The 18,744-nt window shown below is 70.9% G+C and carries 19 protein-coding genes, 3 tRNA genes and 2 pseudogenes; 3 read left to right on the top strand and 21 right to left on the bottom strand.

Annotation, left to right across the window (positions count from 1 at the left end; genetic code table 11):
• From AN216_RS11185 to AN216_RS11170, 4 genes are all read right to left on the bottom strand, one after another.
• Window positions 1–453, bottom strand: a complete 453-nt coding sequence (locus AN216_RS11185; RefSeq protein WP_070196504.1) for a MaoC family dehydratase N-terminal domain-containing protein — start codon at window positions 451–453, stop codon at window positions 1–3.
• 204 nt (window positions 454–657) lie between these two features.
• Window positions 658–822, bottom strand: coding sequence for a 50S ribosomal protein L33 (gene rpmG / locus AN216_RS11180; RefSeq protein ID WP_070196503.1), 165 nt, complete (start codon window positions 820–822; stop codon window positions 658–660).
• A 93-nt stretch (window positions 823–915) separates the two neighbouring features.
• Window positions 916–988: transfer RNA gene (locus tag AN216_RS11175), tRNA-Met, on the bottom strand.
• A gap of 49 nt (window positions 989–1,037) precedes the next feature.
• Window positions 1,038–1,110: transfer RNA gene (locus AN216_RS11170), tRNA-Thr, on the bottom strand.
• A gap of 404 nt (window positions 1,111–1,514) precedes the next feature.
• Between AN216_RS11170 and AN216_RS11165 the strand changes: the two genes are divergently transcribed.
• Complete coding sequence (locus AN216_RS11165) at window positions 1,515–2,894, top strand: amidohydrolase family protein (RefSeq protein ID WP_070196502.1); 1,380 nt, start codon at window positions 1,515–1,517, stop codon at window positions 2,892–2,894.
• A gap of 131 nt (window positions 2,895–3,025) precedes the next feature.
• Complete coding sequence (locus tag AN216_RS11160) at window positions 3,026–3,688, top strand: NAD(P)H-binding protein (RefSeq protein ID WP_070196590.1); 663 nt, start codon at window positions 3,026–3,028, stop codon at window positions 3,686–3,688.
• 30 nt (window positions 3,689–3,718) lie between these two features.
• Here AN216_RS11160 and AN216_RS11155 read toward each other — a convergent pair whose 3' ends face one another.
• The 4 genes from AN216_RS11155 to AN216_RS11140 all read right to left on the bottom strand — a co-directional run bounded on the left by AN216_RS11155 (window position 3,719) and on the right by AN216_RS11140 (window position 5,741).
• Complete coding sequence (locus AN216_RS11155; RefSeq protein ID WP_070196501.1) at window positions 3,719–4,081, bottom strand: iron chaperone; 363 nt, start codon at window positions 4,079–4,081, stop codon at window positions 3,719–3,721.
• Window positions 4,082–4,198: 117 nt separating this feature from the next.
• Window positions 4,199–4,882 carry a LysE family translocator gene (locus tag AN216_RS11150; protein WP_070196500.1) on the bottom strand — a complete coding sequence of 228 codons (684 nt, stop codon included), beginning with the start codon at window positions 4,880–4,882 and terminating at the stop codon, window positions 4,199–4,201.
• A gap of 16 nt (window positions 4,883–4,898) precedes the next feature.
• Entirely contained in the window at window positions 4,899–5,414 is a 516-nt protein-coding gene (locus tag AN216_RS11145) for a helix-turn-helix domain-containing protein (protein ID WP_244502422.1), read from the bottom strand.
• A gap of 245 nt (window positions 5,415–5,659) precedes the next feature.
• A tRNA-Tyr gene (locus AN216_RS11140) sits at window positions 5,660–5,741 on the bottom strand.
• 312 nt (window positions 5,742–6,053) lie between these two features.
• Here AN216_RS11140 and AN216_RS11135 point away from each other — a divergent pair.
• Window positions 6,054–6,542 carry a YajQ family cyclic di-GMP-binding protein gene (locus AN216_RS11135; RefSeq protein ID WP_070196498.1) on the top strand — a complete coding sequence of 163 codons (489 nt, stop codon included), beginning with the start codon at window positions 6,054–6,056 and terminating at the stop codon, window positions 6,540–6,542.
• A 117-nt stretch (window positions 6,543–6,659) separates the two neighbouring features.
• Here AN216_RS11135 and AN216_RS11130 read toward each other — a convergent pair whose 3' ends face one another.
• The 13 genes and pseudogenes from AN216_RS11130 to AN216_RS31035 all read right to left on the bottom strand — a co-directional run.
• A complete protein-coding gene (locus AN216_RS11130; protein ID WP_070196497.1) occupies window positions 6,660–7,064 on the bottom strand; it encodes a YccF domain-containing protein in 405 nt (134 codons plus the stop codon).
• Window positions 7,061–7,924: a zinc metalloprotease HtpX gene (htpX, locus tag AN216_RS11125; protein WP_070196496.1), complete on the bottom strand. Its 864-nt coding sequence runs from the start codon at window positions 7,922–7,924 to the stop codon at window positions 7,061–7,063. Before htpX ends, AN216_RS11130 begins: the two co-directional genes overlap by 4 nt.
• A gap of 240 nt (window positions 7,925–8,164) precedes the next feature.
• Window positions 8,165–9,778: an NADH-quinone oxidoreductase subunit N gene (locus tag AN216_RS11120; protein ID WP_070196495.1), complete on the bottom strand. Its 1,614-nt coding sequence runs from the start codon at window positions 9,776–9,778 to the stop codon at window positions 8,165–8,167.
• The gene (locus AN216_RS11115; RefSeq protein ID WP_070196589.1) at window positions 9,775–11,445 is read right to left on the bottom strand and encodes a complex I subunit 4 family protein; all 1,671 of its coding nucleotides are present in this window, start codon (window positions 11,443–11,445) and stop codon (window positions 9,775–9,777) included. Before AN216_RS11115 ends, AN216_RS11120 begins: the two co-directional genes overlap by 4 nt.
• A gap of 188 nt (window positions 11,446–11,633) precedes the next feature.
• Window positions 11,634–13,721, bottom strand: a pseudogene (locus tag AN216_RS11110) (NADH-quinone oxidoreductase subunit 5 family protein); the annotation flags it as partial.
• On the bottom strand, window positions 13,718–14,173 hold the full coding sequence (gene nuoK, locus AN216_RS11105) for an NADH-quinone oxidoreductase subunit NuoK (RefSeq protein WP_070196494.1): 456 nt from the start codon (window positions 14,171–14,173) through the stop codon (window positions 13,718–13,720). The pseudogene AN216_RS11110 and the gene nuoK, both read right to left, overlap by 4 nt.
• Complete coding sequence (locus tag AN216_RS11100; protein ID WP_079166486.1) at window positions 14,173–14,841, bottom strand: NADH-quinone oxidoreductase subunit J family protein; 669 nt, start codon at window positions 14,839–14,841, stop codon at window positions 14,173–14,175. The genes nuoK and AN216_RS11100 overlap by 1 nt, the downstream gene beginning before the upstream one ends.
• Entirely contained in the window at window positions 14,838–15,434 is a 597-nt protein-coding gene (locus AN216_RS11095; protein WP_070196493.1) for a NuoI/complex I 23 kDa subunit family protein, read from the bottom strand. Before AN216_RS11095 ends, AN216_RS11100 begins: the two co-directional genes overlap by 4 nt.
• On the bottom strand, window positions 15,431–16,396 hold the full coding sequence (locus AN216_RS11090; RefSeq protein ID WP_070196492.1) for a complex I subunit 1/NuoH family protein: 966 nt from the start codon (window positions 16,394–16,396) through the stop codon (window positions 15,431–15,433). The genes AN216_RS11095 and AN216_RS11090 overlap by 4 nt, the downstream gene beginning before the upstream one ends.
• The gene (locus tag AN216_RS11085) at window positions 16,393–17,235 is read right to left on the bottom strand and encodes an NADH-quinone oxidoreductase subunit C (protein ID WP_107401964.1); all 843 of its coding nucleotides are present in this window, start codon (window positions 17,233–17,235) and stop codon (window positions 16,393–16,395) included. The genes AN216_RS11090 and AN216_RS11085 overlap by 4 nt, the downstream gene beginning before the upstream one ends.
• On the bottom strand, window positions 17,228–17,941 hold the full coding sequence (locus AN216_RS11080) for an NADH-quinone oxidoreductase subunit B (RefSeq protein WP_244502420.1): 714 nt from the start codon (window positions 17,939–17,941) through the stop codon (window positions 17,228–17,230). The genes AN216_RS11085 and AN216_RS11080 overlap by 8 nt, the downstream gene beginning before the upstream one ends.
• Window positions 17,932–18,303: an NADH-quinone oxidoreductase subunit A gene (locus AN216_RS11075; protein WP_070196491.1), complete on the bottom strand. Its 372-nt coding sequence runs from the start codon at window positions 18,301–18,303 to the stop codon at window positions 17,932–17,934. The genes AN216_RS11080 and AN216_RS11075 overlap by 10 nt, the downstream gene beginning before the upstream one ends.
• 273 nt (window positions 18,304–18,576) lie before the next feature.
• A pseudogene (locus tag AN216_RS31035) lies at window positions 18,577–18,722 on the bottom strand (ATP-binding protein); the annotation flags it as partial.
• Window positions 18,723–18,744 lie beyond the last annotated feature (22 nt).

The following is an 18,744-nucleotide window of genomic DNA, read 5'->3' as shown; positions in this document are numbered from 1 at the left end:
TCAGCTCTCCTCGTCCCGCCGGGCCACCAGCGCGCACAGGGTGGTGACGACCAACTCACCGGCCGTGTCGTACACGTCGCCGCGGATCTCCAGCAACTCGTTGCCACGCAGTGACTTGACCGACTCGATGGTGGAGGTGACCTCCAGCACGTCGCCCACGCGCACCGGCCGGCTGTACGTGAACTTCTGGCTGCGATGCACCACTCGGCTGTAGTCCAGACCCAGCTTGGGGTCCTCCAGCACGATGCCGGCGGCACGAAAGGTGATCGAGAACACGAAGGTGGGCGGCGCGATCACATCGGGGTGACCCAGCGCCCGGGCTGCCTCCGGGTCGGTGTAGACCGGGTTCGGGTCGCCGATCGCCTGGGCGAAGTCGCGGATCTTCTCCCGTCCCACCTCGTACGAACGCACGGGCGGGTAGCACCGCCCGACGAACGACTCGTCCACCGCCATCGCCGGTTACCTCCAGGGGTGTTGTCTGCGCCTGAGCGTCTCAGCGGACGGCCCTCGGAGACCGCGGACCTCCTTCGCGGCGCCCGCCCCCACATCGTGGGGCCGGATACGCCAAAGGCCGCCTCCAGCGACGGAGGCGGCCTCACGTACGAGTGCTCGCGAGCGGCCGGAGCGCATCGAGCTGAGCTGGCTGTCTCCGAACGGTCAGCGCGTCTCGCGGTGAGCGGTGTGCGCGTTGCAGCGCGGGCAGTGCTTCTTCATCTCAAGACGGTCCGGGTTGTTACGCCGGTTCTTCTTGGTGATGTAGTTCCGCTCCTTGCACTCGACGCATGCCAGCGTGATCTTCGGACGGACTTCGGTGGCAGCCACGTGAGTGCTCCTTGGACGGCCTGGGAGGTAACAGAACACAGAAAGAGTAGCCGATCGGAGGACCGACCCCACAATCGGCTACTGCCAGTGAAGTAGCGGCGACCGGACTTGAACCGGTGACACAACGATTATGAGCCGTTTGCTCTACCGACTGAGCTACGCCGCCAGGATACGGGCGCCTCCCGCCGGCTCCGGCGGGAGGACTCTCGCATCAGAGCCCCAAAGCGGAATCGAACCGCTGACCTTCTCCTTACCATGGAGACGCTCTACCGACTGAGCTATTGGGGCGAGCGGGAAAGACATTACACGCTCGGCCGCCGAAGGTGAAATCCGTATCCGGCCAGTCGCTTCCGACTCCACCGACTCGTCGCCCCTCGGTCGACCCGCGCCCCGGCCCTCGGCGGAACACACGGACCGGTACGACTATTTCCCGCCTACCGGTCACCGTCCGCCAAAGCCCGTAGGCTCTCTTCACGCTGTGTTACCCCGTGCCACGCACACGCGCACGATCCCGCTCACGGCCACGCTTCCGGACACCCGGAGTGACGGGCATCCGGAGTGACCTCGTGCGAGCGTCACGGACGGCGGAAGCGGTACACGCGCCTCGCAGGTGCCCGTTGTGGCCCCGAGCGTGCGTCTCGAACATCCGAACATCCGAACATCCCGAACGTCCACCAAGCGTGGGGAGTCCGATGGCCGACAGCCAGCCCCGGGGTCCGGGCGACCCGGAACCGCCGACCACCGACCGCGGCGGCGCCGAACTGCTGCTGTGCGACGCCCAGCTGATCGACGGGCGCGCCGTGGACGTACGTCTCCGCGGCGGCCGCATCGAAGCGGTCGGCACCGCCGGCAGCCTCGCCAGGAGTGCGGAGAGCTCAGACCGTCCGGCCGCTGAGACGACCCGCGTCGATCTGTCCGGCCATCTGCTACTGCCCGCACCCGCCGAGCCGCACGCGCACTACGACACCGCGCTGACGGCCCCGGCAGCCGTCCCGCCAGCGGCCGACGGCCCCCCGTCCAGCGATCCCGACGAGGTCCAGCGCCGCGCCACGGAGGCTGCGTTGCTGCAGCTCGGGCACGGTGCCACGGCGCTGCGTTCGCACGTCCGGATCGGCGACGTGGTGGGCGTGAGCGCCCTGGAGGCGGTGCTCCGGTCCGGGCGCGCGCTGCGTGGCCTGGCCGAGGTGAGCACCGTCGCCGAGCCGCGGCTGCTGACCGGACGGGCCGGGGCTGAGGAACTGGCGATGCTGCGGGACGCGTTGAAGATGGGGGCGAACGTGGTCGGCGGATGTCCGGACTTGGACCCCGACCCCGCCGGATACGTCGACGCGGTGCTGGAAGTCGCCGCCGAGCACGGCTGTGCCGTCGACCTGCACACGGACGGGGCAGACCCGGCCCGGCTCGCCCGCCTGGCCGCAGCCGCGGGCGGCCTGCGGCCAGGCGTGACCATCGGCCCCTGCGGGGGCCTGGCCCGACTGCCACACGACGTCACCATGCGGGTCGCCGAGCGGCTCGCCACCGCGGGTATCACCGTCGTCGCCCTGCCGCAGGGCAGTTGCGGCACCCTGGAGCGACATGTGCCGTCCCGCGTCGCGCCCGTACGTCTGCTGCGCGCGGCCGGCGTGCAGGTGGCAGCGGGCAGCGGGGCGTTGCGGGACGGCACGAACCAGGTCGGTCGGGGCGACCCGCTCGGTGCGGCCTATCTTCTCGCCTCACACGGCGAGTTGGCCGCCGTGGCCGCCTACGACGCGGTGAGCAACCGGGCGCGGACGGCCCTGGGTCTGCCGCAGGTGCGGGTGGAGCCCGGCTTCCCGGCCGAACTGTTGGCCGTACGGGGCACCAGCGTCGCGGGGGCGCTGTCGCTCGCGTACAGCCGGATCGTGGTGCATCGGGGGCGGGTTGTGGCGCGCACGACCGCGGTGCGTGAGTACTGCGACTCCGTGGGTGCTGTCGGGGACGCGGCGGGGGCCGTCGGAGACTCGGCGGAGTCGCTGCGCTCGGCTGGGGGCGGGGAGGCCGACGGCGCGGCCAGTCCCACCGGGTTGGGTCTGCCCCGCCAGTCACAGGGATGACGCACGAGGACCGGCATCCAGGGGTCAGGTGGGCCGTCCAGGGACAGGAGTGCCGCGTTCTGCGTGCCGGGTGCCGGGTGCCGGGTGCGTTGCCCGTACGGCCGCGGGGTGCGGAGCGTACGGTCGGAACCATGCGTACAGTCATCGCCGGTGGACACGGCAAGATCGCTCTGCGGCTCGAACGCCTCCTCGCCGGGCGCGGGGACGAAGTCGTCGGGCTCGTCAGAGATCCGGAACAGTCCGCGGACCTCCGTGCCACGGGTGCCACGCCGGTCGTGTGTGACCTGGAGTCGGCCCGCCTCGCCGAGGTGACGGGGCACCTGGAGGACGCGGACACCGCCGTGTTCGCGGCGGGCGCCGGGCCGGGCAGTGGTGCGGCCCGCAAGGAGACGGTGGACCGGGCGGCGGCGGTGCTGTTCGCCGACGCGGCGGAGCACGCGGGCGTACGGCGCCTCGTCGTGGTCTCCGCGATGGGCGCGGACGAGGAGCCGCCACCGGGCACGGACGCCGTGTTCGCCACGTACCTGCGTGCGAAGGGTGCCGCCGACGCCGCCGTACGCGCTCGCACGGGCCTGGACTGGACCATCCTGCGCCCCGGCCGGCTCACGGACGACGCGGGTACTGGCCGGGTTCAGCTAGCCGAGCGCACCGGCCGGGGAGAGGTCACCCGGGACGACGTGGCGGCGGTACTGGCCGGTCTGCTGGACGAGCCGCGCACGGCCGGCCGCACCCTGGAGCTGATCGGCGGAGACACCCCGGTCTCGGACGCGGTGGCGGGCTGCGTACGCGAGTGACGTTCACCGCCTGACCGGCCAGGCGGGGCGTCAATCGCGTACGGTTTCACGCTGCTCGACGAAGGTCCTGGCCAGACGCTGGATCAGGGCGTACGGCACGGGCCGGTCCAGTGGGAAGCGGAGCGTGCCCTTGCCCGCGATGTACGGCGCCATCTCCCTGCTCAGGGCTTCGTCCGCGTCAGGGAGGGGATAGACGCTGACGTGCTTGCTCCAGCCCGCGAAGTACACCAGTGGCCTCCCTTCCAGGGTGAGAGTCGGAATCTGGTAGCTGATCCGCTCGCCCGCGTCGGGCACGGCCTCGTGCAGGCTGCGCCGCACCTCCCGCAGTACCCGTTGGACCTCCGGCGGGTACGAGTCGATATAGGCGTCGACGCTGGTGGGTTTCGTCACCATGGCTGCCTCCTCGGGTGCGGCGGGCTGTATACCCCGGATTCCCGATTTGTCGATGGTGACCCGTGGTCGTGCCGGAACTCATCGGTCGTTCGGCGGCACGGCCGACCGTTCCGTACGTCAGCGCGGCATGAGCGCGACCCCGACTCCGGCGAAGACACCACCGGTGAGGGTGTCGATGAGCCGCTGACCCCGCTGGTACGCGCCCGTCACCGTCGGGGTGGCCGCCACCAGGGCGAGGACGACGAACCAGGCCAGCGCCATGGCCAGCATCAGCACCAGGATCAACGCCCGTTCCGGCCCACCGGCCTCGGCCGGCAACAGGCTCGCGAACAGGGCGCTGAAGAAGACCAGCGCCTTGGGGTTCGCCAGGTTCGTCAGCAACCCGAGGCGCCAGTACCGCACGGGACCGCGGACGGCCGGGCCCGGGCCGGCGTCGTCGGCGCGGGGGCCGGGGCGCGCTCCCCCGGGCGACTCGGCCGGCCTGGCGTCCCGACTCTCGTCCGCCCCGCGCCGACGCCATGTCTGCCAGAGGATGCTGGCGCCGTAGCAAATGAGGAAGACGGCGCCGGCGACGCGTACGGCCTGGTAGAGGAACTGGTAGCGGTCGAGCAGGGCGGTCAGGCCGAGGAGGGCGAGCAGAGACCAGCAGGCGATGCCGGTGACCACACCCGTGGCGACGTAGAGCCCGGCCCGGCGGGTACGGGCGGCACTCGTCTGCAACGTGATGACGACATCGGGACCCGGGCTCATCACGGCAACCGCCCAGGCGCCGAGCAGGGGAAGTACGGCTGTGCTGATCATGTGTGACTCCCGTGGGTCAGCTGACGGACGCGGGCGAGGCGATGACGACGGTCACGTCAGCGGGCGACTGCCCGGTCGCGTACGCGTGTGGCGCGTCCCCGGCGAAGGCGAGCAGGTCACCAGCGTGCAGGACGCGCGGCTCGTCAGCTGGACCGGCGATGAGCCGCCCAGAGGCCACGAGCAGGTGCTCGATGGTGCCTGGCGCGTGTGGCACTCCGTCGACACTGGTACGTGCCGGCAGCCGCAGCCGCCACAGTTCGAGACTGTGCCCTCCACTGATCCGACGCAGCAGCTCCCGGGTCGGTCCCGCCTCCTGGGCGGGCGTGGCAGGTCGATGCAACGTACGCGCGCCGCCCTGCCGGGTGAGCAGGTCGCTCAGCGGGATGCTGAGCGCGACCGCGATCGTGTCCAGCGTGTCGATGGTGGGGTTTCCGGTGCCGGCTTCCAGCTGGGACACCGTCCCCTTGCTGAGACCCGTACGACGGGCCAGCTCGGCCCGGGTCAGACCACGCTGCTCGCGTCTGCGCTGCACCTGGGCACCGGCAGCGGCGGCTGCCCCGCTGCTGCCGGCTGGCCGGTCTCGCTCGCTGGAGATGACGCATCACCCTTCAATGCCTGTATAGTGAACGCATGGTTCATTATATCGAACTTTCCACTCCGCCAACCAGGTCGCTGAGAGGTCCTCTCGAAACAGCCGCGAAATCCGCTCGGCACTACGACGAAAAAGTGGGCTGGGTGATCAGTTTCTCGCTGATCACCCAGCCCACTTCGGCTCTGTGGCGGCGCAAGGATTCGAACCTTGGAAGGCTGAGCCGGCGGATTTACAGTCCGCTCCCTTTGGCCACTCGGGCACACCGCCAGGGTTGGCCACCGCGGATACGCCCCTGTGTGGTCGCGCTCCGTGGCAACGGGGTAAACCATACCTGATGGTCGGGGGTGGTACGCCACCCGGATTCGCCCCCGGCGACCCGGGATTGTGGGTGGCGGTCGGCCAGGCGGTTCCGTGGCCGGCAGGCCCGTAAAAGCCTCCTGGAAGGCGCTGAACCCCGCGCTCCCGCGGGGCCGGCACGCACGCGCGCGCTCGATCGCGGGACTAGGCTGGCGCAGCCGCGACCTGCCGGGGCGGGCCGCGGGCCATCTGACGGATCTACGTGTGAGGAGCCCATCCACCATGGCCGACTCCAGTTTCGACATCGTCTCGAAGGTCGAGCGGCAGGAGGTCGACAACGCCCTCAACCAAGCCGCGAAGGAGATCTCGCAGCGTTACGACTTCAAGGGCGTGGGCGCGTCGATCGCCTGGTCCGGGGACCGCATCGAGCTGCGCGCCAACGCCGAGGAGCGGGTGCAGGCGGCCCTCGACATCTTCCAGTCCAAGCTGGTCAAGCGGGGCATCTCGCTGAAGGCGCTGGACGCGGGAGAACCACAGTCCTCCGGCAAGGAGTACAAGATCTTCGCGTCCCTCAAGGAGGGCATCGCGCAGGACGACGCCAAGAAGGTCGCGAAGATCATCCGGGACGAGGGACCGAAGGGCGTCAAGGCGCAGGTGCAGGGGGACGAGTTGCGGGTGACCTCGAAGAGCCGGGACTCCCTGCAGGAGATCATCACCCTGCTGAAGGGGAAGGACCTCGACTTCCCGCTCCAGTTCATCAACTATCGCTGACGGCCGACTCGTACGACGGACCAGCTCAGCCCCGGCCACCCCCCGTGGGAGGCGCGGCCGGGGCAGGAGCGGGCGCTGGACAGGTGCGGGCGCTGGTGCGAGTGGGGCCGCGCCGGACTACCAACGGTAGTGCGGATAAGCCGCGTGGGCATCGCTCGGTACGATCTCCCGCCCCAGTGGCATCAGCGAGATCGGGATGAGCTTGAAGTGCGCCATTCCGAACGGGATGCCGATGATCGAGAGGCAGAAGGCGACCCCGGCGGTGAGGTGCCCGATGGCGAGCCAGATACCGGCGAAGATCAACCAGATGACGTTCCCCACGCCGGAGGCCGCGCCGGCACCGGGTCGCTCCACGACGCGGTTGCCGAACGGCCACAGGATGTAGACCGCGATACGGAAACAGGCGATCCCGAACGGGATCGTGATAATCAGGACGAAGCAGATGAGGGCGGCGAAGGCGTACAACAGCGCCAACCACCAGCCGGAGAAGATCAGCCAGATGAGGTTGAGCAACGTCTTCATGGTCGTGGACCTGCCATCCCTTCGAGTCGCGCGATGCGCTCGGCCATCGGCGGGTGGGTGGAGAAGAGCCGGGACATCCCCGCGCCAGGCCGAAACGGGTACGCGATCATCATATGGCTCGCGGTCTCCAGCCGCGGCTCGGACGGCAGCGGAAGCCGCTGGGTACCGAACTCCAGCTTGCGCAGCGCCGAGGCGAGCGCGAGCGGATCGCCGGTGAGCTGCGCCCCGGCGGCGTCCGCGGCGTACTCCCGGGATCGGCTCACGGCGAGCTGGATGAGGCCGGCGGCCACCGGTCCGAGGATCATAAGCAGCAGCATGCCCAGCAGGCCCGGCCCCTCGTCGTCCTCGCCGCGGCCGAACGGGAGCAGCCAGGCGAAGTTGGCGAGGAAGACCACGACGGTGGCCAGCGCGCCGGCCAGCGAGGAGATCAGGATGTCGCGGTTGTAGACATGGCTCAGCTCGTGTCCGAGGACTCCACGCAGTTCCCGGTCGTCGAGCAGCCGCAGAATGCCGTCGGTGCAGCAGACCGCGGAGTTACGCGGACTGCGACCGGTGGCGAAGGCATTCGGGGCCTGCGTCGGAGAGAGGTAGAGGCGCGGCATCGGCTGCCGGGCGGCCATGGACAGCTCCCGCACCACACGGTAGAGCTGCGGCGCCTCGAACTCGCTGACCGGCCGCGCCCGCATGGCGCGCAGTGCGAGCTTGTCGCTGTTCCAGTAGGCGTAGCCGTTCGTGCCCAGCGCGAGCAGCACCGCCACCAACAGGCCGGTGCGGCCGAAGAGACTGCCGATGGCGATGATGAGGGCGGAGAGCCCCCCGAGAAGGAGTGCTGTCCTCAGCCCGTTGTGGCGGCGGTGCACAGTACGCCCTCCAGATGCGCTGTCGGGAACCCCTGAGCCGGGCGATCGTTCCGGTTCCTACTGGTCAACGGCGAATGGTCGTCGCCAGTTCCCGAGTGGTCGCCTCGGCGGCCAGAGCGCGGCGAGCGAGCCGTGGCCCCGCTCGTACGGTCGAGGGACCCGCCGCGGCGACGTCCACGGCTCACGGGACAGACCGCACTGGACGGCCCGCACCGGACAACCCTCGCGGCGGACGAGCGGCTACAACAGCGTCCCCGTGGCGAACCGCAGCACGAGCTGCGGGGCCCCCGAGAGCGCGATGCCCAGCAGCACGGTCAGTGCGACGCTGACGGCCACCCCGGTCGCGAACCGTCCCGAGCGTGGCGGAGCCCCTGCCCCGGCCCCGCTCCCGGGCCCGGGAGCGGGAGCGGGATGCGGCCCTGAGAGTCCGGACCCGAGCTCCGACTCCGACTGCGAGTCGGACCGTACGACCTGCCGCTCGGAGCCTGGCCGGAACAGCAGCGCCGTCCACTGGAGGTAGTAGTACAGCGCGATCACGACGTTCACCGCCATCACGACGGCCAGCCAACCCAGATCCGCGTCCACGGCCGCCTGGAACACCACCACCTTCCCGAACAACCCGATGACGCCGGGAGGCAGGCCGGCCAGGCAGAGGAGGAAGAAGCCGAGCGCGAGCGCGGCCAGCGGGTGCCTGCCGTACAGCCCCCGGTAGTCGCTGATCCGCCGTGCCGCCCCTGCGGCGCTCTGGTGCGCGGCGACGGCGAACGCGCCGAGGTTCACCACCGCGTACATCAGCGCGTAGGCGATGGTCGCGCCGATGGCCTCGGCCGGCTCGCCGGCGCCGGCCGCCGCGAGCGGGACCAGCAGGTAGCCGGCCTGGCCGACGGAGGACCAGGCCAGCAGCCGTACGGCACTGTGCCGACGCTCAGGACGCTGACGCAGAGCGGCCACGTTACCGGTGGTCATGGTGAGCGCGGCCAGTACGGCCAGGCCCGGCGCCCAGACGTGGTCGTGGCCGGGGAAAGCGAGGACGACGAGCAGGATCAGTCCGGCGAGCCCGGAGGTCTTGCCGACCACCGAGAGATACCCCGCGACGGGCAGCGGCGCGCCCACGTACGTCTCGGGCACCCAGAAGTGGAAGGGCACGGCCGCCGTCTTGAAGGCGAAGCCGACCAGCGTGAGGACGACTCCGGTGGTGGCGAGCGTGCCGAGGCGCGGATCGGCCTCGGGGAGGCGTTCGGCGACAGTCGCCAGGTGGACGGACCCGGTGGTGGCGTAGACGAAGCTGACCCCGAGCAGCGTGACGGCGGTGGCGGTCACCGAGGTCAGGAAGAACTTCAGCGCCGCCTCGGAGGACAGCCGGTCGCCACGCCGCAGCCCGACCAGGGCGAACGCCGGCAGTGACACCACTTCCAGGGCGATCACCAGGGTGGCGAGGTCGCGCGCCGCGGGCAGAAGGGCCGCCCCCGCCGCGGAGGACAGCAGCAGGAACCAGAACTCCCCGGCCGGCAGTTCCTCCTCAGGTACGGCCGCTGTGGACAGCAGTGCGGTCAGCAGCGCGCCACCGAGCGCGAGGAGTTGGATGACGAGGGTGAACTGGTCGACGACGTAGCCGCAGGCGGCCGGTCCGGTGGTGAGGCAGAACGTGTCACGGTCCCCGTCCAGCAGTGGGAGCAGCGAGAGCATGGCCAGCCCGAGTCCGCCGACCGCGATCCAGCCGAGCGCACGCTTGCGTGCCGGTGGCAGGAACAGGTCGGCGACCAGGGCTGCGAGGCCGGTGAGCGCCGCGATGGTGGGAGGGGCGATGGCCAGCCAGTCGACACTCTGGACGGGCCCTCCGGCGAGGACGGTCATCGGGGTACTCCTGGCAGGAGATGCTGCACGGCGGGGTCGGTGAGGCCGAGGAGCGCCGCGGGCCAGAGGCCGGCGACGAGGGTGAGGACGATCAGTGGCGTCCAGGCGGCGAACTCGTGGGCGCGGATGTCCGGGAGCGCGTGCCGCCACGCCCGCTCCGAGGGCGAGGGCGCCGCGGTCGGTTCGGCGGATACGGCCGGCTCCGCGGGCACGGCCGGCTCCGGGAATACGGATGCCTCCGGAGGTACGACCGCGGGGGTCTCCTCGGGATCGCCCATGCAGACCCGTCGCACGACCAGCAGGAGGTACGCGGCCGTGAGAAGCGTACCGACGGCGCCGGCCGCCATGCAGACGAGGAAAAGGGGGCGGCTGAGCCCCGCCGCCGGTTCGTATGCGCCTAGCAGGGCGAGCATCTCGCCCCAGAAGCCCGCCAGTCCGGGGAGTCCGAGCGAGCCGACGGCGGCGAAGGCGAGGACGCCGCCGAGGCGCGGCGCGCGACCATAGAGCGCGGCTCCGGTGTGACCGGCGAGTTGGTCCAGGTCGGTGCTGCCGGTGCGTTCCTTGAGGCCACTCACCAGGAAGAACAGCAGCCCGGTGAGCAGGCCGTGCGCGATGTTGGCGAACAGTGCGCCGTTCACGCCGGTGTGCGTCATGGTGGCGATGCCCAACAGCACGAAGCCCATGTGGCCGACGGAGGAGTAGGCGATCAGCCGCTTCAGGTCCCCGCCCGCGCCGCGACGTACGAGCGCCAGGCAGGCCAGCGAGCCGTAGATGATGCCGACGACAGCCAGCCCGGCGAGGTACGGCGCGAGCGTCCGCATCCCGTCCGGCGCGATGGGCAGCACGACGCGGACGAAGCCGTAGGTGCCCATCTTGAGCAGCACGCCGGCCAACAGCACGGAACCGACGGTGGGAGCGGCCGTGTGCGCGTCGGGGAGCCAGCTGTGCAGCGGCCACATCGGGGTCTTCACCGCGAGCCCGAGGCCGATCGCGAGCACCGCGGTGAGCTGTACGGCGTGGCTCAGCGCGGGAGCGTCGGGCCCGTTGTCAGTGGCGAGTGCCACCATGTCGAAAGTGCCGGCCCGCAGACCGACGAGGAGGATGCCGAGCAGCATGACGACGGAGCCGAGCAGCGTGTAGAGGATGAACTTCCAGGCGGCCGGGGCGCGTCCGGCGCCGCCCCAGCGGGCGATGAGGAAGTACATCGGGATCAGCACCGTCTCGAAGGCGAGGAAGAAGAGCACCAGGTCGAGGACGGCGAAGGTGGCGAGGGTGCCCGCCTCAAGGAGTAGCAGCAGCGCGACGAAGCCCTGGGCGGACGGGCCCTGGGGCTTCCGGAAGTAGCCGTGCAGCGCGCACAGGAAGGTCAGCAGCGCGGTCAGGACGAGCAGGGGGAGGGACACACCGTCGATGCCGAGGTGGATGCGGATGTCGAGGGCGGGAATCCAACTGAGATCCGTCTCGGCTTGTACGGCCTCCGGGTGATCGTGGTCGAATGCGAGCGCCAGCAGGATGACCACGGCCAGCACGGCACCGGTCACGGTCACGCCGTGGCGTAGCACCGCCTGTTCCGGGCCACTGCCGCGCAGGCCGGGCGGCGCGGGGAGCAGTGCGGCGGCCGAGCCGAGCAGCGGCAGGAGCACGACGGCGGCGAGGAGCAGGCTCATGGTGGTGTCGTCGACAGGCAGCACGGTCAGGCCCCTCCGGTTCCGGCGGCCACCAGCACGGCGGCCACGGCCAGCACGAGCGAGCCGGCGAGCAGCGCGCTGAGGTACGTCTGCGTGTTGCCGGTCTGGGCACGGCGCACAGCGCCGCCGAGCAGTCGGGGGCCGTGGCCGGCGGCGCGTACGTAGCTGTCGATGACCGCGTGGTCGAGGAAGCGCACCAGTCGGGCGGCGGATCGGGTCGGGCGTACGACCAACGCGGCATAGGCGGTGTCGAGGTGGAAGCCGTGGGCCGCGGGGCGGTGTAGGGGGCCTAGCAGTAGGCGGCCCGGGTCGGCCGGGTCCGGCTGGTCGGGCTGGGCCGCCAGGGCGGGTGGGGGCGCCTGGGCCGGTGGGTTCCCGAGGAGCGTGTCCGGCTCGCCCTCCCCCGCCTGTCCTGGCTCCTCGGACTCGTCCGAAGCCTCCGGGGCGTCGGGGCGCTGCTCGGGGGAGCGGCGCTGCTCGGTGTTCGGGGTAGTCGCAGGAGTCTCAGCAGCCTCAGTGGCCTCAAGAGCCTCGGTGGTCTCAGGAGCCTCGGTGGTCTCGGTGTAGGTGGCCACGGCGGCCGTGGGCTGTTGGGCGGCGATGGCCTCCGCCTCGGACACCGCCGGGTCCCGGTCCGGGTGCGCGGCCACGGCGCCGAGGGGGTAGCGGGCTGCCAGGGCGAGGGTGTGGCGCCAGGCGGCGTACGTCACGATGCCGCCGACCAGGGCGATCCCGGTGGCCAGGACGGAGGTGGTGAGCGTCGGAGCCAGGGAACGGCCGTCGAACCAGTCCGGCAGCTTCCGGAAGAACAGTCCGAACGCCAGTGAGGGGAGAGCGAGCCCCCACAGCACCGCGTTCATCACCACCGGCTCACGACCGTGGTCCGGGGCCTCCTGGGGACCGACGCCGCGAAAGGCCAGCAGCCACATCCGGGTGGCGTAGGCAGCGGTGAGCAGGGCGGTGACCATGCCGGCGCACAACACCAACCAGCCCACTGCGGCGGGCACTCCGGCCGTCTCGCCGCCCGCGGCGTGCTCCGCGGCGGCGAACACCGCCTCCTTGGAGAAGAAGCCGGCGAACGGCGGGATGGCGGCCAGCGCCAGCAGGGCGATGGTCATCGTCCAGTAGGCGTCCGGCGCCCGCTGCGCGAGGCCGCGCATCCTGGCCATCGTGGCAAGCGAGTTGGTGCCCGCGGCGTGGATGAGGACGCCGGCCGCGAGGAAGAGCAGGGCCTTGAAGGCGCCGTGTGCCAGCAGGTGGAAGACCGCGGCCCCGCGGTCGGACACCGCCAGCGCCGCCGCCATGTAGGCGAGTTGCCCAACCGTGGAGTAGGCCAGCACCCGTTTGATGTCGTCCTGGGCGAGCGCGGCCAGCGCGGATCCCACCATGGTCACCGCCGCGAGGACGGCCAGCACCGCCAACGCGGCGGCGGAGGCCGTGAAGACGGGCAGCAGCCGGCCGACGAAGTACACCCCGGCGGCCACCATCGTCGCCGCGTGGATCAGCGCGGACACCGGGGTCGGGCCGGCCATGGCGTCGGGCAGCCAGGTGTGCAGCGGGAACAGCGCGGACTTGCCGGCGACACCGGCCAGCAGCAACAGCGCGATGAGAGTGGGGTGTTCGAGCGTGTGCGTGGAGATGGAGGAGTGCAGCCGGATGACGATCGTGCTGATCCGGAAGCTGTCCAGCTCACTGGCCAACGCGAGGATACCGATGAGGAACGGTACGTCACCGAGCTTGGTGACCAGGAACGCCTTCACCGAGGCGGCCCGTGCGGCCGATGTCTGCCAGTAGTGCCCGATCAGGAAGTACGAGCAGATGCCCATCACCTCCCAGCCGACCAGCAGCACGATCAGGTCGTCGCTGTAGACCACCAGGAACATCGCGGCCGTGAAGAGGGAGATGAGCGCGGCGTACGAGGCGTAGCGCGGGTCATGACGCAGGTAGCCGGTGGAGTAGAGCTGCACTCCGGAGGCGACGATCCCGACCAGCACGGCGACCAGGGCCGCGAAGCCGTCCACGTGGAGGGCGAGTTCGATCGGCAGCAGGGCGTTCCCGGTCGGCGTCAGTTCGGTGGCGGCCTGGATCGGGCCGTCACCGCCCTGCCGTACGGCCACCGCGACCGCGCAGCCGGTGGCCACGAGGGTGGGCAGTACGGCGAGCGGGCGGGCGTATCCGCGACCGATCAGAAGCCCGGCGACCGCGCCGAGGAAGGGCAGCAGGGGGACGAGGATGGCGAGGGTCGTGGTGGTCACGCGGTCGGCCTCCGGGCGGGGTTCCGGTGCTGGCTGGAGTGCTCCCCGTCCGTTGGTTCCACCGCGTCCTCGGTGTCGCCTCCTCCGGTGGCCGGGTGGCCGGTGGCCGAGCGACCGGCACCCACCGTGTCGGCCCCGGGCCCGGGGGGTTCGCGCAGGTCCCGGAGTCGGTCGATGTCCGAGCTGCCCCGGTTTCGGTAGACGAGCAGCACGATGGCGAGGCCGATGCCGATCTCGGCGGCGGCGACGGCGATGATGAAGAGGGTGAACGCCTGACCGGCGTGGAGGGTGTCGCGCAGCCAGACGTCGAACGTGACGAGGTTGAGGTTGACGGCGTTGAGCATCAGCTCGACGGACATCAGCATCAGGATGGCGTTCCGACGGGCGAGCAGCCCGTAGACGCCGACACAGAAGAGCAGGACGGCGAGAACGGCCGGATAGACGAGGTGCATCAGCGGGCCTCGCCCTCGTCGGCGGCGGAGTGCTCGCGTGCGGAGGGTTCGCCGGTACGGGACTCGGGGTCGCCGCCCGAACGAACCGCCGTGCCGCCCGTACGGGATGACCCCTCGGCCCCAGCCGGGCCCCGGCCGTTCCTCCGGGACAGCACGATCGCTCCCACCAGCGCCGCGAGCAGCAGCACGGACAGCGCCTCGAACGGCAGCACCCAGTGCCGGAACAGGCTCTCGCCGGTCACCCTGGTGGAGCCCTGCACCGCGCCGTCCAGGTCGATCCAGGTGCTACGGAAGGCGTCCACCACCAGCGTGACCAGGGTGCCGGCGGCGGCGATCGCCACGGCGAGCGCCACCCAGCGGTTCCCTGAGTCGGCGTCCGGGGACTCCCCTATGGGCGCCCGGGTCAGCATCAGCCCGAACAACAGCAGCACCACGACCGAGCCGACGTAGATGAGCACCTGCACCCAGGCGATGAACTCCGCGGTCAGCAGCAGGTACTCGACCGCGACCCCGCCCAGCGCGACCACCAGCCACAGCGCGGCGTGCACCAGCTTCCGGGTGGTGACGGTGATGACCGCCGCCGCCAGCGTGGCGATTCCGACCAGTACGAAGACGATCTCGACCCCGGTGGGCGACAGGAACCCGGGATATGCCGCGGCCTGGTTCACGCCTCGTCCTCCCCGGCCTCCGGCTTCACCGGCTCGGTGGCCCCGCCGCCCGGACTCGGCTGCTCCGCCGCCAGCCGGTCCGCCGTCTTACGGGCCGCCGCCACCTCCTTGGGCTCCTCGGCCGACGGGTCCAACGCGGGTGGTTCCGGCACCGTCCACATCCACTCCCGGAGCGTGTCCCGCTCGTGCGTCAGCTCGCGGATGTCCGTCTCGGCGTACTCGAACTCCGGTGACCAGAACAGTGCGTCGAAGGGGCACACGTCGACGCAGATGCCGCAGTACATGCACAGGGAGAAGTCGATGGCGAACCGGTCCAGGACGTTCCGGTTCCGCTCCCGTCCTCCGGGGCTCGCCGCCGGAACGGTCTCCTTGTGCGAGTCGATGTAGATGCACCAGTCAGGGCACTCCCGCGCGCACAGCATGCACACGGTGCAGTTCTCCTCGAACAGCGCGATGACGCCCCGGCTGCGCGGCGGCAACTCGGGCTGCGCGTCCGGGTAGTGCGCGGTCACCGATCTCCGGGTCATCGTACGGAGCGTGACCGCGAGCCCCTTGGCGAGCCCGGATCCGGGGAACCCGGCGGATTCCGTCATGACTGCAGCACCACCTTGACGACTCCGGTGAGCGCGATCTGGAGGAGCGCCAGCGGCACCAGCGCGGTCCAGGCGACGCGTTGGATCTGGTCCTCCCGCAGTCGCGGGTGGGTGACCCGCAGCCAGACGACCACGAAGGCCAGCACCGCCGTCTTCAGCAGCGTCCAGACCCAGCCCAGGTCCTCGGCGTACGGACCGTGCCAGCCCCCGAGGAACAGCACCGTCGTCAGCGCGCAGATGACCACGATGCCGGCGTACTCGGCGAGCAGGAACAGCGCGAACCGCAGGCCGGTGTACTCCGTGTAGGCCCCGAAGATGATCTCCGAGTCGGCCACCGGCGCGTCGAACGGAGGGCGTTGGAGTTCCGCGAGTCCCGCCGTGAAGAAGACCACCGCGCCGATGATCTGCCAGGGCACCCACCACCACTCGAAGGCGCCGAGGATGCCGGTCAGCGAGACCGTGCCGGCCGCCATCGCGACCGACGCGGCGGCGAGCAGCATCGGCAGCTCGTACGCCAGCAGTTGCGCGCCCGTACGCAGTCCGCCCAGCAGCGAGAACTTGTTGGCCGAGGCCCACCCGCCCATGAGCGAGCCCAGCACCCCGACGCCCAGCACCGCGAGGACGAAGAAGATGCCGGCGTCGATCACCTGCCCCACCCCGCCGCCCGGCGCGAACGGGATCGCGACCAGCACCAGGAGATACGGCACCAGCGCGACGGCCGGCGCGAGCTGGAACACCCGGCGGTCGGCACCGGCAGGGACGACGTCCTCCTTCTGCGCGAACTTCACCCCGTCCGCGACCAGTTGTGCCCAGCCGTGGAACCCGCCGGCGTACATCGGGCCCACTCGGCCCTGCATGTGCGCCATCACCTTGTGCTCGGTCTGCCCGACGAGCAGCGGCAGTACCAGGAAGGCCGCCAGTACCGCGAGCAGGCGCAGCCCGACATCCAGCACGTCCATCAGTCCTCGTCACCGCCCGACCGCCGAGGATCCGGCCGCTGGGACTCCGATTGCGGTGACCCGGAGCCGTCTTCGGGTGAGCCCTCCTCCGCGTCGGTCCCGCGGTCCGCCTCCGCCTTCCGCTGACTGGCCGAGCCCGCGCTCGCGCTGCGTGTACGACGGGCGGGCCGCTCGCCGCCGGCCGCCGTACGACGGCCGCGCGCGGTACGGGCGGGTGCCGCGGGCAACTGTCCCTTGAGCGGCCCCCACTCGTTCGGGTCCGGCACTCCCGGCGGCAGCATCTGCCGCCGCTTCGGGCCACCGTCACCCGACTCCCCCGGCTCCTTCGCGCCCGGCCACGCCTTGGCGACCCGGGCCGCCAGGACGAAGTCCTTCCGTAGCGGGTGCCCTTCGAACTCGTCCGGCAGCAACAACGGGTCCAGGCCCGGATGGTCCGTGAAGTCCAGCCCGAACATCTCGTGGGTCTCCCGCTCGTGCCAGGAGGCTCCCGAGTAGACGCCGGTGGCGGTGGGCAGCACGGGCGCGTCATGCGACACGGTGGTACGCAACACCAGACGTCGGAGCTGCCCTCCGCCCGCCGGCAGGGCCACGAGGTGGACGCAGACCTGGAAGCCGCTACCCGGTTCGTCGACCGCGCTCAGCCAGTCGAAGTAGTCACACCCGAGTTCGTCCCGCGCCACGGTCAGTGCGCTGATCCACCGCTCGGCTGGTACGTCCACGGTGAGCAGGGCGTACGCCTCCACGGCGGTCGCCCCCGCACCGAACAGCGCGGGCGCGGCACGCGGCAGCCAACCTACTGGCTCGGCTGGCTCGGCTGACTCGCCGTGCGAGGGCTCACTCACCGGTCGCCTTCCCTCCTGTCGGCCCGGTGTCCGTTCGTCCAGGCTCGGCGGATCCGGCCGGTGGCGCCGCCAGCGGACTGGTGAGCGCCGCCGCGGACGGCCGTCGTACGGGCCCGGTACCGGAACCGGAGCGCGCACCGTACCGTTCGGCCGCCGACTCCTGGGAGATCTTCTCCTGGAGTTTGAGGATCCCCTGCAAGAGCGCCTCCGGCCGCGGCGGGCACCCCGGCACGTAGACATCGACCGGAATGATCTGGTCCACACCCTTGGTCACGGAGTACGAGTCCCAGTACGGCCCGCCGCAGTTGGAGCAGGCGCCGAACGAGATGACGTACTTCGGCTCCGGCATCTGCTCGTAGAGCCGCTTGACCGCCGGCGCCATCTTGTCCGTGACCGTGCCGGACACCACCATCAGGTCCGCCTGGCGCGGCCCCGGAGCGAACGGGATGACGCCGAGCCGGATGAAGTCGTGCCGCGCCATGGACGCCGCGATGAACTCGATCGCGCAGCAGGCGAGTCCGAAGTTGAACACCCACAGGCTGTAGCGGCGACCCCAGTTCAGGATCACCTTCATCGGTTCGGGCGCCAGCCGCGCGAGCGCGCCGAGTTTGGGCGGCGGCGTCGGGTCGGGGAGGTCCGTCGGCCCGCCCGGGCGGGCCGCGGCGCCCTTCGTCACCTCGTCTGGTCCGGGCTCTGTCACGTCCATGCCAGGACGCCCTTCCTCCACGCGTACAGCAGACCGACACTGAGGAAGCCGAGGAAGACGAACATCTCCACCAGGGTCGTGCCACCGAAGCCCGGCTCCGCGAAGACCGTCGCCCAGGGGAAGAGGAAGACCGAGTCCACGGCGAAGATGACGTAGAGGAACGCGTACACGTAGTAGCGCACCTGGGTGTGCGCCCACCCCTCGCCGACCGGGTCCACCCCGCACTCGTACGTCAGCAGCTTCTCGCTGGTGGGCACCATAGGCCGCAGCAGCCGCCCGGCGCCGAAGGCCACGGCGACGAACAGCACGCCCACGACGGCGACCAGTCCGACGACCGCGTAGCCGTGGAAGTAGTCCGGCACGTCCGTCCCGTCCTCAGGGTTTCGAGTGCAGTCTCGTAAAGTATGGCGGTGCGCCCGTACGGCGACCTCCGGCACCGAAGTCTAGATCCTGCCCAGCGCCCGGGTCTCGACCGGCGACAGGGTCGGGGCCCTTGTCCCGATTCCGGTAGCCGCCGGAACCCCACCGGAGCGTCGCTCTCACACGTGTCCGCGGCCGCCGCGCGCCTTCCTCAGAGCCGTACGCCCACCGCGGCTGAGCGAACCGCGAGGCCAGAGCGACCGGAGTCGGCCCAGAAGCGCCGTCGCGATCTCCACCACGGCCGCACCTCCTGCCCGGCGTCCAGGAGCAGCTGTGCCAAATGCAGCCGCAACGGCACGTCTTCAGGTGCCGCACGGACTGCCTGTCGCATGCTTCCGATCAGTGGGTTCTCGTCAGACATGTTCCCCAGCCTCATATCGACG

The organism is Streptomyces oceani (assembly GCF_001751245.1).
Taxonomy (GTDB): domain Bacteria; phylum Actinomycetota; class Actinomycetes; order Streptomycetales; family Streptomycetaceae; genus Streptomyces; species Streptomyces oceani.
Note: the sequence above shows the minus strand (reverse complement) of the source record. Positions and strands in the feature narration are given on the sequence as shown.

Bases quoted from the DNA above. Each gene is read 5' to 3' on its own strand.
- AN216_RS11165 (WP_070196502.1), top strand. From the start codon at position 1,515: ATGGCCGACAGCCAGCCCCGGGGTCCGGGCGACCCGGAACCGCCGACC.
- AN216_RS11160 (WP_070196590.1), top strand. From the start codon at position 3,026: ATGCGTACAGTCATCGCCGGTGGACACGGCAAGATCGCTCTGCGGCTC.
- AN216_RS11150 (WP_070196500.1), bottom strand. From the start codon at position 4,882: ATGATCAGCACAGCCGTACTTCCCCTGCTCGGCGCCTGGGCGGTTGCC.
- AN216_RS11130 (WP_070196497.1), bottom strand. From the start codon at position 7,064: ATGAAGACGTTGCTCAACCTCATCTGGCTGATCTTCTCCGGCTGGTGG.
- AN216_RS11095 (WP_070196493.1), bottom strand. From the start codon at position 15,434: ATGACGGAATCCGCCGGGTTCCCCGGATCCGGGCTCGCCAAGGGGCTC.
- AN216_RS11115 (WP_070196589.1), bottom strand. From the start codon at position 11,445: ATGAGCCTGCTCCTCGCCGCCGTCGTGCTCCTGCCGCTGCTCGGCTCG.
- AN216_RS11185 (WP_070196504.1), bottom strand. From the start codon at position 453: ATGGCGGTGGACGAGTCGTTCGTCGGGCGGTGCTACCCGCCCGTGCGT.
- nuoK (WP_070196494.1), bottom strand. From the start codon at position 14,173: ATGCACCTCGTCTATCCGGCCGTTCTCGCCGTCCTGCTCTTCTGTGTC.
- AN216_RS11120 (WP_070196495.1), bottom strand. From the start codon at position 9,778: ATGACCGTCCTCGCCGGAGGGCCCGTCCAGAGTGTCGACTGGCTGGCC.
- AN216_RS11135 (WP_070196498.1), top strand. From the start codon at position 6,054: ATGGCCGACTCCAGTTTCGACATCGTCTCGAAGGTCGAGCGGCAGGAG.
- AN216_RS11155 (WP_070196501.1), bottom strand. From the start codon at position 4,081: ATGGTGACGAAACCCACCAGCGTCGACGCCTATATCGACTCGTACCCG.
- AN216_RS11080 (WP_244502420.1), bottom strand. From the start codon at position 17,941: ATGGACGTGACAGAGCCCGGACCAGACGAGGTGACGAAGGGCGCCGCG.